The sequence below is a fragment of the Nocardiopsis eucommiae genome, from assembly GCF_965344335.1.
In the GTDB taxonomy this organism is placed as follows: Bacteria; Actinomycetota; Actinomycetes; order Streptosporangiales; family Streptosporangiaceae; genus Nocardiopsis; species Nocardiopsis eucommiae.
The window spans coordinates 56127-71735 of sequence record NZ_CBDRIY010000006.1; the positions used below are offsets into that span (position 1 = coordinate 56127).

5 protein-coding genes are annotated in these 15609 nt (G+C 71.7%); all 5 read right to left on the minus strand.

Annotated elements, in window-relative coordinates:
- Positions 1–14: 14 nt before the first annotated feature.
- The 5 genes from ACRWK8_RS05360 to ACRWK8_RS05380 all read right to left on the minus strand — a co-directional run bounded on the left by ACRWK8_RS05360 (position 15) and on the right by ACRWK8_RS05380 (position 15567).
- Positions 15–4802, minus strand: coding sequence for a type I polyketide synthase (locus ACRWK8_RS05360; protein WP_431868690.1), 4788 nt, complete (start codon positions 4800–4802; stop codon positions 15–17).
- A gap of 14 nt (positions 4803–4816) precedes the next feature.
- Entirely contained in the window at positions 4817–12850 is an 8034-nt protein-coding gene (locus ACRWK8_RS05365) for an SDR family NAD(P)-dependent oxidoreductase (protein WP_431868692.1), read from the minus strand.
- A gap of 434 nt (positions 12851–13284) precedes the next feature.
- Positions 13285–14550 carry a styrene monooxygenase/indole monooxygenase family protein gene (locus ACRWK8_RS05370; protein ID WP_378737424.1) on the minus strand — a complete coding sequence of 422 codons (1266 nt, stop codon included), beginning with the start codon at positions 14548–14550 and terminating at the stop codon, positions 13285–13287.
- A 77-nt stretch (positions 14551–14627) separates the two neighbouring features.
- Positions 14628–15185: a GTP-binding protein gene (locus ACRWK8_RS05375; protein ID WP_110048007.1), complete on the minus strand. Its 558-nt coding sequence runs from the start codon at positions 15183–15185 to the stop codon at positions 14628–14630.
- Positions 15186–15207: 22 nt separating this feature from the next.
- Positions 15208–15567 carry a DUF742 domain-containing protein gene (locus ACRWK8_RS05380; protein WP_013151545.1) on the minus strand — a complete coding sequence of 120 codons (360 nt, stop codon included), beginning with the start codon at positions 15565–15567 and terminating at the stop codon, positions 15208–15210.
- Positions 15568–15609: the final 42 nt, after the last annotated feature.

Sequence of the window (15609 nt, forward strand, 5' to 3'; positions counted from 1 at the left end):
GGGAACTGGCGGGCTCAGTCGGCCAGGGTCTCGTCGATGAGCGCGAAGAGCTCCTCTCGCGAGGTCGCCGCCACCGCGGAGCCGTCGGCGTCCCGCCCCGCCCGTTCCGCCGCCCCCGGTTCCAGGCGCCCCAGCAGGGCGCGGAGTCGTTCCGCGACACGTGAACCGTCGGTCTCCTCGTACTCGTCGAGCGCGGCCGCGAGGCCGTCGAGGCGCTCCAGGACGATCTGCTCCGCGCTGCCGAACACTCGTTCCTCGAGGTGACGGCCGAGCGCGTCACAGGTGGGGTGGTCGAAGGCGACGGCCGGGGAGAGGCGGGCTCCGGTCAGCGCGGTGAGCCGGTTGCGCAGCTCCACGGCGGTGACCGAGTCCATGCCCAGGTCCTTCAGTCCACGGTCCACCGGAACCACGTCGCCGGAGCCGTACCCGAGGACGGCCGCGACGTGGTGGCACACCTGATCGGTGAGCGCACGTACGCGGTCGGCGCGCCCGGCCCCGGCCAGTCGGGCCCTCAGATCCCCGAGCGGCTCGGACGCGGACCCGGCGCCCGGTCCGCGGGCGGGTGCGACGGTGCCACCGGAGGCACTCGGGGCGACGCCGGTGATCAACGCGCTGGGACGGTTCGCGGTGAAGGCCGGTCGGAAGCGCGGCCAGTCGATGTCGGCGACGGCCAACGCCGTGAGGTCGTGGTCCAGGACCCGGCGCAGCCCCTCCACCGCCGGGGAGGGCTTCATGGTGGGCAGTCCGTGCCTGCGCAGGAGCCCGGCCACGGCCTCCCGACCGGCCATCCCCGCACCTTCCCAGGCTCCCCACGCGATCGATGTCGCGGGCAGACCCAGGGACCTGCGGTGGTGGGCGAGGGACTCACAGAAGACGTTCGCGGGCGCGTAGTTGCCCTGCCCGCTCACGCCGAAGACCGCTCCCACCGAGGAGAACATGACGAACGCGGACAGATCATGCCCTTGCGAGAGCTCGTGCAGATGCACGGCTCCATCCGCCTTCGCGCGCAGGACACGGGCGATGCCCTCCGGATCGAGATCGGCCACGGGGGCGTCGTCGAGTTCCGCCGCCGTATGGAAGACCGCTGTCAGGGGCAGGTGCGCCGGTACGGCGTCCAGCGCCTCGGCGAGCCGCGCGCGGTCGCCGACGTCACAGGCGAGCAGGGTGACCTCGGCGCCGGCCGCGCGCAGTTCGGCGGTGAGCTCCTCGGCCCCGGGAGCGTCAGGACCCCTGCGGCTGAGCAACAGGAGGTGCTTCGCGCCCTGTTCGGCGAGCCACCGTGCGGTGTGCGCGCCGAGACCACCGGTCCCCCCGGTGACCAGCACGGTGCCGGCGGGCCGCCACTCGCGCGCGCCGTCAGTGTCGACGGTCACACGCGCGAGCCTCCTGGCAAGCACCCTGGACCCGTGCACCGCGAGTTGGTCCTCGCCGAAGGCGGCCTGGCCGCTCAGGACCGAGGCCAGCGCGTCCCCGCTGTGGGAGTCCTCCGGATCGGGGAGGTCGACCAGACCGCCCCAGCGATCAGTGTGTTCCTGGGCCGCCACGCGGCCGAAGCCCCACAGCAGCGCGGCGGCGGGGTCGCTCACACCCCGGCCGCTCTCGACGGCACCGCTGGTCAGGCACCACAGCGGCGCCGCGACACCCGTGTCGAGGAGGGCCTGGAGGAGGAGAACGGCGTCCCGGTGGGCGGGTGCGGCGGACGGAGGGCGGACCGCTCCGGGGCCAGCGCCCACGGAGGTGGCCAACAGGACTCCGGCGACGTCCCCGACACCCTCGCACGCGGCACCGACCATCGTGCTCACGGCATGCCGATCCGCGTCGTCCGGCAGGTCGAGAACACGGACGTGGTGGCCGCGCGACTCCAGGCTCCGCACGCACTCCTTGAGGGCGGGCCCGAGCCGGGTCCCGACCAGCAGCCAGGTGCCCCCGGCCGTGGGAGAGGGGGACGCGGCCGCCTCCGGGACGGCCACCCACTCCTCGCGGTAGGTCCAGCCGTCGGGCGGAGCGAGCGACGCGTCGGCCGCACCGGTGCCCCGCTCCGGGACCGAGCCGGGGCCCGGCCGCCAGTAGCGCTGGCGTTGGAAGGCGTACGTGGGCAGGGCGACCCGCGCGGCACCCTGGTCGAACAGCGGCGCCCAGTCGAGCTCGACCCCGTGGGAGTGCGCCTGCCCGAGGGATGTCAGGAACCGGACCGGTCCGCCCTCGTCCCGGCGCAGGGTCGCCAGCGCCACGGCGTCGCGTGCCCCGGCCTCCTCCAAGGTCTCCTGGACCGCCGGAGTCAGCACCGGATGCGGCCCCACCTCGACGAACACGTCGTGCCCGGCGTCGACCAGGGCACGGGTGGCCTCGGCGAAGCGCACGGGTTCGCGCAGACCCCGGAACCAGTACTCCGCGTCCAGGGGACGGTCGTCCACGGCCGCACCGGTCACGGTGGAGTAGAAGGGGATCATCGGACGTCCGGGGGTGACGCCCGCGAGTCCCGCCGTGACACGGTCCGCCAGGACGTCCACCGCGGCGGTGTGGGAGGCGTAGTCGACGGCGATCGTCCGGGCTCGGAGACCGTCGGCCTCGCACTCCTCGACCACCCGTGCCACGGCGTCGGGCGCACCCGCCACGACCGTGTTCGTCGGGCTGTTGACCGCCGCCACGGAGACCGGACCCCGCGAGGACGCCAGGCGGTCGCGCACGGCCCGCTCAGGACTGGCGATCGAAGCCATCGCGCCGGTACCGGCCAGGTCGAGCACGGCGGAGCTGCGCACCGCCACCACCTTCGCGGCGTCCTCCAGGGACAGGGCCCCGGCGATGTGCGCGGCGGCGACCTCCCCCTGTGAATGACCGACCACCGCGGCCGGGGTGAGTCCGTGCGCCATCCACAGGCGGGCCAGGGAGACCATGACCGCCCACAGAACGGGCTGGACGACGTCGACCCGGTCGAGGGAGGGAGCCCCCTCCCGGCGGCGCAGCACATCGGTGAGACTCCACCCGACGTGGGGTTCCAGGGCCTTCTCGCAGGCTGCGACGTGGTGGGCGAACTCGTCGGAGGAGTCGAGCAGGTCGACGGCCATGCCCTCCCACTGCCCGCCCTGCCCCGGGAAGACCAGCACGGGGCGGCGATCGGGTCGCGCCCGGCCGGTCGCCGTGCTCGCGCCCGGAGTCCCGGACTCCAGGGAGGCCAGCGCGGCCAGGAGCTCCGCTCGGTCGCGACCCACGACCACGGCCCGGTGTTCCAACGCCGATCGCGTGGTGGCCAGTGACCGGCCGACGTCGCTCGGCGCGAGCTCGGGACGCTCGCTGACGTGAACGCGGAGCCGGGCCGCCTGGGCGGTGAGCGCCTCGGGGCTCCGGGCGGAGAGGGGCCAGGCGGTGGCGCCGGTCACCGACGCACCGACCACGGGGGCGGGCTCCCCCGTCGCCGTCTCGACGGCCTGAGGCTCGGGGGCCTGTTCCAGGATCAGGTGGGCGTTGGTACCGCTCATGCCGAACGAGGAGACACCGGCACGGCGCGGCCCGCCGGTGTCCTCCCACGGGCGGGACTCGTGGAGCAGCCGGACCCCGCCGTCCCAGTCCACGTGCGTGCTGGGCGTCTCCGCGTGCAGGGTGGGCGGCATGACGCCGTGGCGCAGCGCCTCGACCGTCTTGACCACCGCGGCCACCCCGGCGGCGGCCTGGGGGTGCCCGATGTTGGACTTGAGCGATCCCAACCAGAGGGGCCGCCCCTCGGGACGACCACGACCGTAGGTGTCGATGAGCGCCTGCGCCTCGATCGGGTCACCCAGCGGCGTACCGGTGCCGTGCGCCTCGACCAGGTCGACGTCGGAGGTGGTCAGTCCCGCGTCGGCCAGCGCCCGGCCGATCACGCGGGCCTGTGACGGACCGTTCGGCGCGGTGAGCCCGTTGGAGGCGCCGTCCTGGTTCACCGCTCCGCCCCGGACCACGGCCAGGACCGGGTGCCCGTGGCGGCGTGCGTCGGAGAGGCGTTCCAGGACGACCATTCCTGCGCCCTCGGAGAAGGAGGCTCCGTCGGCGCCCCCGGAGAACGCCTTGCAGCGGCCGTCGGCCGCCACCCCTCGCAGGCGGGTGAACTCGGTGAGGGTGCCGGGCCCGGACATGACCGTGGCGCCACCGGCCAGCGCGAGCGAGCAGTCGCCGTCGCGCAGGGCGCGCACGGCCAGGTGGAGGGCGACCAGGGAGGAGGAGCACGCGGTGTCCACGGTCAGCGCGGGACCGACGAGCCCCAGGCAGTAGGAGATGCGACCGGAGGCGACACTCGCGGAGATACCGGTCAGGGTGACGCCGTCCGAGGTCACCCCGTGCACCGGGGGCCCGTACTCCTGGTAGGCGAGTCCGACGTAGACCCCGGTGTCGGTACCCGCCAGGGAGGTCGGGGCGATGCCCGCGCGTTCGAGCGTCTCCCAGGCCAGTTCGAGCAGGATCCGCTGCTGGGGGTCCATCGCCTCGGCCTCACGCGGCGAGATGCCGAAGAAGGCCGGGTCGAAGTCGAAGACGTCGCGCAGGAACGAGCCCCGGTCCATGGCGAGGCGCCGTTCGTCGTCCAGACCGTCCAGCAGCCCTGGAAGGTCCCATCCCCGGTCGTCCGGCAGGGGCCCCCGGGCCTCACGCCCCTGGGAGACCATGTCCCACAGCTGTTCGGGGGTGTCGACCCCGCCCGGGAGGCGGCAGCCGGTCGCCACGATCGCGATCGGCTCGGGTTCGGACCGCTGGTCCAGCTCGGCGCGAAGACGCGAGTTCTCCTTCATCGCGCTCCGGAGAGCCGTCACCAGACGTTCGTCTTCACTGCTCAACTCAAGCCTCCTCGTCATACACTCGGGCCTCGCAGAGCGAGGTTCACCAGTTCGTCGACGCCCATGGAGTCGATGGCGTCTCCGTCGCCGTCCGTGCCGGGAGGCGTGGTGGTCCGATCCTGGCCGGTCCGCCCCTCCGGCGCCGGGAGCTCCGGTGTGAGGAGTCCGGTGAGGAACCGCGCCAGCGCCCTGGGGTTGGGATGGTCGAAGACGGCCGTGGCCGGGACGCGCACACCCACCGCGGCGCTGAGCCTGTTCCGCAGTTCGACACTGGTGAGCGAGTCCGTGCCCTGTTCGGTGAAGGGCCGGTCCGGGTCGACCTCGGAGCCCGCTTCGGCCCGGTGGCCGAGCACCACGGCGGTGTGCTCGCGGACCTCGCGCAGCAGGGACCGGGAACGCTCCTCCGGGTCCATCGCCGCGAAACGCGCGGCCGGGTCGTGTTCCTCCCCGCCGCTCCCCGCCTCACCGGGTGCGCCCTTCCCCGTGACCGGGATCGGGGAGCGTTCCGAGTCGGGGTCGGGCAGGAGATCCCGGAGCACGCTGAGGCCGGGGACCGGGGAGAGCCACGCGGGCACCGCGTGCACCAGGTCCCGGGCCATGGCGGTGTCGAACAGGTCGAGGGCCGCCTCCGGCCGCATCGGCAGGAGCCCGCTCCGGCTGAGGGTGGCGAGGTCGTTCTCGTCCAGGTGGCCGGTCATGCCGCCGCCCTCCCACAGACCCCAGGACAGCGACGTGGCGGGCAGACCGGCGTCGCGCCTCACGTGCGCCAGGGCGTCACAGAAGACGTTGGCCGCGGCGTAGTTGGCCTGACCGGGGTTGCCCAGGACGCCCACGGCCGAGGAGAACAGGACGAAGGACGACAGGTCCTCGGTGAGTTCGTGCAGGTTCCAGGCTGCGTCCACCTTGGGCCGCAGCACCGCGCGCAGTTGTTCGGAGGTCAGGGCCGTGACGGTGGCGTCGTCGAGGGCCCCGGCGGCGTGCACCACGGCACGCAACGGCCGGTCAGCGGGGACCGCGTCCAGGACACGGGCCAGATCCTCGCGGTCGGCCGCGTCGCAGGAGACCACCTCCACCCGAGCTCCGAGCGCCTCCAGTTGGGCGGTGCGCTCGGCCTGCCCGGGCGTGTCGGGGCCTCGGCGCCCGAGCAACAGCAGGTTCCGGACTCCGTAGCCCGAGACCAGGTGGCGGGCCAGGCGATGGCCCAGCCCTCCGGTGCCTCCCGTGACCAGGACGGTTCCTTCCCGGGGGAAGGGAGCGGGGACACGAAGGACCAGCTTGCCGACGGTCTCACCGCGTTGAAGGGCGCGCAGGGCCGTCTGGGCCTCACTCGCGTCGTAGACGGTCGTGGGCAGTGGACGCAGGGCACCCTCCTCGAACAGCTCCATCACCCGAGCGAGCATGTGACCGATGCGTTCCGGATCCACGTCCGGCAGGCTGAACGCGGTGTAGGAGCAACCGGGGTGGTCGGCGGCCACGGTTTCGGCGTCGCGCACGTCGGTCTTGCCCATCTCCACGAACCGACCGCCCGGACCTCGGCCGTCACTGGGAGAGCGCAGCAGGCGCAGGGACGCGTCCACGAACTCGCCGGTCAGCGAGTTGAGGACCACGTCGACTCCCTCGCCACCGTTCGCCTCGCGCAACCTGCCCTCGAACTCCAGTGAGCGGGAGGACGCCATCCGATCCGGGGACAGGCCATGGTCCGTCAGCGCCGACCACTTGTGCGGGCTCGCGGTGCCGAACACCTTCGCGCCCATGTGGCGGGCAAGCTGGACGGCGGCGGTCCCGACCCCCCCTGCGGCCGCGTGCACCAGGACGCTCTCGCCGGGCCGCACGGCGGCCAGGTCGACCAGCCCGTGGTAAGCGCTCAGGAAGGCCACCGGGACGGCTGCCGCCTGCTCGAAACTCCAGCCCTCCGGCATGCGGGCCAACCGGGCCCGGTCGGCCACGGCGAAGGGGCCGAAGGCACCGTCGAACATGCCGACCACCCGGTCGCCGGGCGCCAGGTCCGACACTGACGAGCCGACGTCGAGAACGACTCCCGCCCCCTCGATACCGATCCCGGTCTCCCCGTCGACCAGCCCCAGGGCGACCACCACGTCCCGGAAGTTGACACCTGCGGCCCGTACGGACACGCGCACCTCCCGAGGAGCCAACGCGTCCTCCGCCTCCGGAGCGGACACCGCCTCCAGGGAGTCCAGGGAACCGGGGCTCCTCGTGTCCAGCCGCCACGACCGTGTGGAGGGGACCACCGACTCCGTCCCCGTGTCCGAGGACCGCCTCAGCCTGGGAACGAGGACGGCGCCCGAACGCAGGGCGATCTGTGGTTCGTCGAGACCGAGGGCCGCTGGCAGCATCCGATGGGACTCCTCGGAGCCGTCGGAGTCCACGAGCACCAGACGGTCGGGGAACTCGCGCTGAGCGGCTCGGAGCAGGCCCCAGACCGGAGCGGCGGCAGCACCGGGGAGCTGTTCACCGGGGAACGTGGCCACGGCCCTCCAGGTGACCAGAGCCAGGCGGGAGTCGGCGGTGCGCTCGTCCGCCAACCACGCGCGGACGGATTCCAGGCCGGACTCCAGCCCCTGGCGGACCGTGTCCGAAAGGGCGTCGCTTCCGGCGTAGACGACGTGCGCGGGCAGTTCGGTACAGACGAGCGCGGGAACCGGGGCCCCCGGTTCCAGATCCTCCAGTGAGGGCAGGGCGTGGGGACTCGGAACCTCCGCGGCCGAGCTCGACGTGGGCTCCACCCGATCCCACTGAAGCTCGTACAGTTCGGCGACCTCGCCCGGCTCCGCTTCGGGGAGGGTTTCCGCGGACAGGGGCCTCAGGGCCACCTCGTCGACGGACCAGAGCGTTCCCTCACCGTCAGGACCGGTGGCCAGCAACCGGTAGCGGTCGTCGCCCAACGGGGTGATCCGGGCCCTCAGTCGCCGGGGCGTCCGCTCGTCCTCGGCCCGAAGCAGCCGGACCCCGCTCCAGGCGAACGGCACCTGGGGCCCCCGGTGGCGCTCGGTCCCCTGGTTCCGCAGTGCGGCGTGCAGGACGGCGTCGGTCAGGGCGGGGTGGGGGCCGTGAAAGGCTTCGCTCCCGCGCACGGAGTCCGGAAGCTCGACCTCCAGGAAGAGTTCGTCCCCGTGCCGGTGCACCGACCTCAATCCGCGGAAGGCCGGACCGTAGTCGTAGCCCAGAGCCCGCAGGTGGGCGTAGTCGACCGGAATCCGCTCGGCTCCCTTCGGGGGAAGGGTACCGATGCCCGGGGCACCGTTCACCTCGGCCACTCCACCGGGGTTCGGTCCTGCGACGAGGCCGGAGGCGTACCGCACCCACGAGGCGTCGTCCGTCTCGCGGCGCGCGTACACGTTGACCTCGCTGTGTCCCTGGGGGTCGCGAGCACCGACGATGATCTGGATCTCGGCGGCTCCGGCCCACGCCAGGGTCAGGGGGGCCTCCAGCACCAGGTCGGTGACGGTGTCCGCGCCGACGGCCGCCCCCGCCCCGGAGACCAGGTCCACCACCGCCGTACCGGGGAGCATCACCCTTCCGAGCACGCGGTGGTCCGCCGCCCAGGGGTGAAGGGAGACGGAGACCCTGCCCCGGAACACCGTTCCCCCGTCGGCGAGGCTGAGGCCGTCGTCGAGCAGGGACTCCACCGATTCCACCGGAGGGGCCTCGGGCCCGCTCGGCAGCAGCCAGTGGCGGGAGCGTCGGAAGGGGTCGTCCGGCACCGTGACCGGGGCACCCTCGTCGGCCACCCCCTCAAGCACGACGTGCGCGTTGGTCCCGCTGATCCCGAAGGAGGACACCGCGGCCCGGCGGGGCCGCCCGGTGTCCGGCCACGCGACCTCCTCGGACAGCAGGCGTACGCCGCTGTCACGCCACACCACGCGGTCCGTGGGCTCCTCGGCGTGCAGGGTCCGGGGCAGGCGGCCGTGGCGGAGCGCCTCCACGGTCTTGATCACCCCGGCCACGCCCGCCGCCGCCTGGGCGTGGCCGATGTTGGACTTGAGGGAACCCAGCAGGAGGTCGTGTTCGCGTTCGCCGCCGTACACCGACATCAGCGCGGTGGCCTCGATGGGGTCTCCGAGGCGTGTTCCCGTGCCGTGTGCCTCGACCGCGTCCACCTCACCGGGGTCGAGTTCCGCGGCTGCGAGGGCCTGGCGGATCACCCGTTCCTGGGCCTCGGGGTTGGGTGCGGTCAGTCCGTTGGAGGCGCCGTCGGAGTTGACCGCACTGCCGCGCAGCAGCGCCAGCACCGGCCGACCGTTGCGACGCGCCTGGGAGGCCCGTTCCAGCAGGAGGACACCGGCCCCCTCGGCCCAGGCGGTCCCCTCGGCCCCGGCGCCGAACGCACGGCAGCGACCGTCCGCGGAGAGCCCGCGCTGGGCGGAGAACTCCAGGAACATGCCGGGGGTGGCCATGACGGTGGCGCCCCCGGCCAGGGCCATGGAGCACTCCCCCCGCCTCAGGGCGGAGGCCGCCTGGTGGAGGGCCACCAGCGAGCCCGAGCAGGCGGTGTCGATGGTCAGGGCGGGTCCGTGGAGACCGAGCACGTAGGCGATGCGGCCGGACGCCACACTCAGGGTGCTCCCTGTCAGTCGGTACCCACCGTCCGCGTTGTTGGCGGGATCGGCCAGACGGGCGCCGTACTCGGTGGGCATCGCGCCCACGAACACGCCCACCTGTTCTCCGCGCAGGCTGGCGGGATCCATTCCGGCCCGTTGGATGGCCTCCCACGAGGTCTCCAGCAGCAACCGCTGCTGCGGGTCCATGGCGTCGGCCTCACGGGGGCTGATCCCGAAGAAGCCGGGGTCGAAGAGGTCGGCGTCGTGGAGGAACCCGCCGTTGCGCGTGTAGGTGCGTCCCGGGGTTCCGGGTTCGGGGTCGTAGAGGGCGTCCAGGTCCCAGCCCCGGTTGTCCGGGAAGGGACCGATGGCGTCGGTGCCCTCCTCCACCAGTCGCCACAGCTGTTCCGGGGAGCGAACGCCGCCGGGCAGGCGGCAGGCCATCGCGGTGATGGCGATCGGATCGTCGTCGACCGTCCCGGGCACGAACGCGGAGACGGTCGCGGCCGGACGCGTCGTGGCTTCGGGGCGCGCGGCGACCGTGGGACTCTCGCCCAGTTCCTTCGCGACGTGCTCGGCCAGGGCCACCGCGGTGGGGAGCTCGAAGAGGACGGAGTCCTCCAACCGGACACCGGTCTCGTCCTCCACCAGATCAGCCAGTTCCAGCAGCATGATCGAGTCGAAGCCGAGGTCGCGGAAGGCCCGTCGTTCGTCAGCGGGCGTGAGCGTGTCCAGCTCCAGGACCCTGGCGCACAGCGAGGTCACCAGACCGACGGTCCCACCGCTCTCCGGGGCCTCTCCCCGGCCCTCGGCGGTCACCACGGCCTCCCGGGGCTCGACGGCGGGGACCGACTCCGGCCAGTACCTGGTCCGTTGGAAGGGATAGGTGGGCAGGTCGATCCGGTGGGCTCCCGCCCCCCGGAACAGGCTTCGCCAGTCCACGTCCAGGCCCGAGGTGAAGGCCTGAGCGGCGGCGGTGAGCAGTTGGGCCGTGTCCCCGTGGGCACGGCGCAGGGTCGCCAGGACCGAGCCCGGCGACTCGTGCGCGGCGAGCACACCCTCGATCCCGTGAGCCAGCACGGGGTGCGGACCGACTTCGATGAACGTCGTGTGGCCGTCGGCGACGGCCGCCGAGACGGTCTCGGCGAAGCGGACCGGGTGACGCAGACCCTCGTACCAGTACTGTCCGTCCATGATCGGGCCGTCAGTGCCGAGCTCCCCGCCGGTGAGGGTCGACAGCACCGGTGTCCGGGCCTCGCGTGGTGAGATCCCCTCCAACTGTTCCAGGAGGGTCTCGCGAACTCTCTCGACGTGCACCGAGTGCGAGGCGTAGTCGACGTCCACCAGGGCCGCGTGCACACCCGCGTCCACACAGTGGTCCACGGCGGCACGGACGGACGTCGGGGATCCCGAGACCACCACGGACTCGGGCCCGTTCACAGCGGCCAGGTGGAGGTCGGGCAGGTCCTCCAGGAGTTCCCCGGCCCGCTCCGGCGAGACGCCGAGCGAGGCCATGGCGCCGCTGCCGCCGAGGGTGACGAGCGCCTGGCTGCGCAGGGCCACGACCTTGGCGGCGTCGTCCAGGGTCAGGACCCCGGCCACATGGGCCGCCGCGATCTCCCCCTGGGAGTGGCCGATCACGGCGGCGGGGCGCACCCCCATGGCCTCCCACACCCGGGCCAGGGCGACCATGACCGCCCACAGGACCGGCTGCACCACGTCCACGCGCGCCCCGGGGCCGACGTAGCGCGGCGCCCCCGGCTCGCCGCGCAACACACGGCTGAGTGACCACTCCACATGGGGGTCCAGCGCGCGCTCGCACTCACGCAGCCGCCGACCGAAAATCCTCGCCAGACGGCCGTCGCCGTCCAGGAGCGAGCGCGCCATCCCCTCCCACTGTCCGCCCTGCCCCGGGAAGACCATGACCGGTCCACGTCCGTCCCGTACCGCCGTCGGAGCGCCGGAAGGACGGATCGACTCCAGTTCACGGGTGCCGCTGCCGCCAGCGGCCAGGATGACCGCCCTGTGGTCCATCACGGTGCGGGTGCTGACGAGGGAGTAGCCGACGTCCTCCGGGCGTAGACCGGGACGCTTCGACACGAAGGAGTGCAGGACCGACGCCTGGGCGCGCAGGGCACTCTCCGAGCTCGCGGACAGGACCCACGGCACGGGGTCCAGAGCCCCCTCCCCCGGCGACTGCCGCGGGGTGTCGGGGGAGCGCCGAGGCGGAGGCGGCGCCAGGACGAGGTGGCAGTTGGTGCCGCCCATGCCGAAGGAGGACACCCCGGCCAACGGGGTGTCGGTCGGCCAGGGCTCCCGCGCGGTCTGCGGCAGCAGCCCCAGGCCCTCCAGGTCGATCGCGGGGTTGGGTGCGGAGAAGTTCCGGGTGGGGGGCAGGAGTCCGTGGGAGAGGCTGAGCACCACCTTGAGCAGGCCCACGATTCCGGCCGCCCCCTCCAGGTGCCCGACGTTCGTCTTGGCCGAGCCCACCCGCACGGGTGCGGGGCGCCCGGCGAAGACCGAGCCGAGAGCGGCGGCCTCGACCGGGTCACCGGCCGGTGTGCCCGTGCCATGCAGCTCCACGTAGCCCACATGGGCGGGGTCGATCCCGGCCCGGCGGTGCGCCGCGCGCACGACCTCCGCCTGTCCCTCTGCCTCCGGTCGTGCGAGGAAGGCGGTGGAGCCGGAGTTGTTGACGGCCCCACCGGAGAGCACCGCGTGCACGTGGTCTCCGTCCGCCAGCGCCCGGTCGAACGGCTTGAGTGCGATGACGACGCCGCCCTCGCCCCGGACGTAACCATTGGCGCGGGAGTCGAAGGTGTAGCAGTGTCCGTCGGGCGAGAGCCCGCCGAACTGCTCCACGTACTCGGTGCTCTGGGGCAGGAGGATGAGGTTGACACCCCCGGCCAGCGCGAGGTCGCACTCACCGCTGCGGAGGCTCTCCATCGCCGCGTGCACGCTCACCAGGGACGAGGACTGCCCGCTGTCCACGGTCATGCTCGGCCCGCGCAGGCCGAGAGTGTAGGAGACACGGTTGGCGATCATGCCGCGCTGGCCGCCGGTGAGGCTGTGGTGCGAGGCGGGCACGTCGCGCAGGAGGTGCGCGTAGTCCGAGGAGATCGCTCCGGTGAACACGCCGGTCCGGGAGCCGTGCAGGCTGTCGGGGGCGGTGCGCGAGTTCTCGATCGCCTCCCAGCTCAGTTCGAGCATGAGCCGCTGCTGGGGGTCCATGGCCACGGCCTCGCGTGGGGAGACCCCGAAGAACGCGGCGTCGAAGTCCTCCGCGCGGTCCAGGTAGCCGCCCCAGTGGTGGTCCCGCTGGGAGGAGGTCCAGCCGAGGCGCTCGGGCGGCGGGGAGATGGCCTCCCGCCCCTCGCACAGCAACCGCCAGAAGGAGTCGGGGGTCGAGGCTCCGGGGAGGCGACAGGCCAGCCCCACCACGGCTATGGGCGCGCGGGAGACGTCGCCGCCGTCAGCATCCCTGGTCATCGCGTTCCTCCGGTCGAACTCGACGTCCTCACCCCGAACGGGTCCTGGCCCGGGGCATGTTACGGGGTCGACCCGCGGTCTCGCGTGGGTGGAGTCGCACCGCCGTGTCCGCGAAGGTCGGATCGGTGGGCCACCAGCACGAGTTCCCCGATCGGGCTCCGCGTTCGGGAACCCGGATGGCCGACCGAAGGGACGGGCAGGCCGCACACGGCTTCGTGAACGCCTGGAGCAGACGCCCCACATGCGCTTTTGAGCCATACGCAGAGGGGATCGTATCGACGATTCAGGACAGATGACAACGGAACACTTATTTTCGGTCATTTATTTGACCGAATTAAGAACATGACGAAAATGGGGACTTCGTGATCTTGTTACCAAAAGGAAATGCCCGATGTCCGCGGACATCGGGCACTGCGAGGCGGGCTCGTAACGGGTCAACCCCCGTTGCGCGCCCGGACCTCGGCCATGTACTTCTTGGACTCCTCCGGGTCGAGGAGCCAAGACGCGAAGTCAGGAGGATAGTCCCAGCCCTGGATCCAGCGGTCGGCGACCTCCGCGTGCGTCGAGGCCGTCTCGACCAGCTCATAGAAGTGGGCGGGCAGGTCACCCTGGTCCCACAACGTGGAATTCATCTCGGACCACATCTGGTTGTGCAGACCGAATTCCCAGAACCTGTCGAAGGTCCTCACCAGGAAGTCCTCGTCGAACTGGCGCTCACCGTGTTCGATGATGGCCTCCAGGTAGGCCTTCGCGCACCGAGTGGAATTGTTCCAGCTCTGACCCACGTAGGGGTCCATGGTGACGACGACGTCCGCCATCCCGAGGACCTTCCCACCGGACGGCAGCGTGCCCACGGGGTTGCGCACCTGCGGGGTCAGGTCCTCGATCAGGGTGCTGCGGCCACCCTCCACCAGCTGGGCGTCCTTGACCCGCTCGTAGTACTCCGGGGAGTACTGGCGAAGCAGGTCCTTCATGCGGCGCAGCTGCTCCTCGGGGCCCGGCCGGTCCGGCCAGGCGTCCATGGGGCCACCGCGCTTGTCCACCATGAGCAGGTTGTGGCACGGGCCGTCCTGGCTCAGCATGGGGATGAAGATGGTGTTCCCGGCCTCGCGGGCGGAGCAGGCCCAACCGACGTTGTCGTCGTCCTCGGAACTCGGCCAGACGTCGTAGATCTGGGCCTGCGCGATGGAGCGGGGGCGGGCTCCGGTGAACCGGCTCTCGTCGTAGTCGAAGAGCTGGCCGAGTTCCCCGTGGCCGACCGCGACGACGATGAGGTCGAACATGCGGGAGAAGTAGTCGAGATCCGTCACGGTGACACCGTGGATGACCACCTTGCCGCCACGGTCCTCGAAGAACTCCAGCCAGTCGGCCATCTTGACCCTGCGGTCCACGGCCACCATGTAGTCGTTGGCCTTGCCGGTCCGCCCCTTGAGGGAGAGCGTCGATCGGTCCGCCCCGGGATACAGGTGGATGCGCTGTTGCCGGATCTGGGGGCTGAGGGCGCTCCAGAGATCCAGTTCGTACTCGCGCTCGTAGTCCAGGGCGGTCGGGAAGGTGAACTGAGTGACTGACGGCCGCCCCGTCCGGATCTCCGTGGAGGACTGCCCCGTGATCACCGTGACGTCGTAGCCATGGGTCAGGAGACCGTGGGCCAGGTGCAGGCCGGCGTGGCCAGCGCCGACGATAAGGATCTTGCGCATTGTGTCGCTAACTTTCCTGGGAATCTACGGGGCCGCGGGGAGGATCGGTCAGGGGGAGACCGAACGCCCCCCGCCTGTCAGGCGACGGGCTCACTCGCTCGGTTGTGCTCCAGCGCGTACCGCAACAGGGTCTTGAGCACGTCGCCGCCGGACATCCTGTGTCGGGCGTCGAAGTCGATGATGGGCACCTCCGGGCTGACCTCCAGAGCCTCACGGACCTGCTCGGCGGTGTAGTCCAGGTGGCCCTCGAACTTGTTCAGCGCGACGATGTAGGGGATCCGCTTGTTGGTCTCGAAGTAGTCGACCGCGTCGAAGGAGTCCGCGAGCCTCCGGCAGTCGACCACGACGACGGCGCCCACGGCGCCGCGGACCAGATCGTCCCACATGAACCAGAACCGGGCCTGTCCCGGTGTGCCGAACATGTACATGACCAGTTCGTCGTCGATGGTGATGCGGCCGAAGTCCATCGCGACGGTGGTCGTCGTCTTGTCGGGTGTGACCGAGGTGTCGTCGTGTCCGACGCTGGCCTCGGTCATGATCGCTTCAGTCGTGACCGGCGGAATCTCCGACACCGAGCGCACCAAGGTCGTCTTGCCGGCACCGAAGCCACCGGCGATGACGATCTTGCTCGACATCTTCTTGCGATTCGACCTGTTGTCACTGGAAAAGTCGTTCGAGACCACGAAGAGCCCTCTCCAGAACCTGGTTTTCGGACGGACTGCTGCCGGTGATGGTCGGGTGGATGTAGACCAGGTCCTGCTCGGCCAGGTCACTGACCAGAACCTGTGTCACACCCAGGGGGATGTTCAACTCGGCCGACACCTCAGCGAGAGACCGCGTCTCCCGGCACAGTTTGTAGATACTGATCGACTCCGGCATGAGGGTGCCAGGAGGTTCCTGCCCGGGCTCGGACGTCGAGACCAGGGTCTGCACCATCAGCGGATGCCGTGACCGCGTCCGCCCACCCGTGAAGGTGAACGGGCGAACACGGTTACTCCTTCGCCTGCGGAAGCTCATAGCCGCGGCAACCTCATTCCTGCCGAACCGTTACGGGTCACC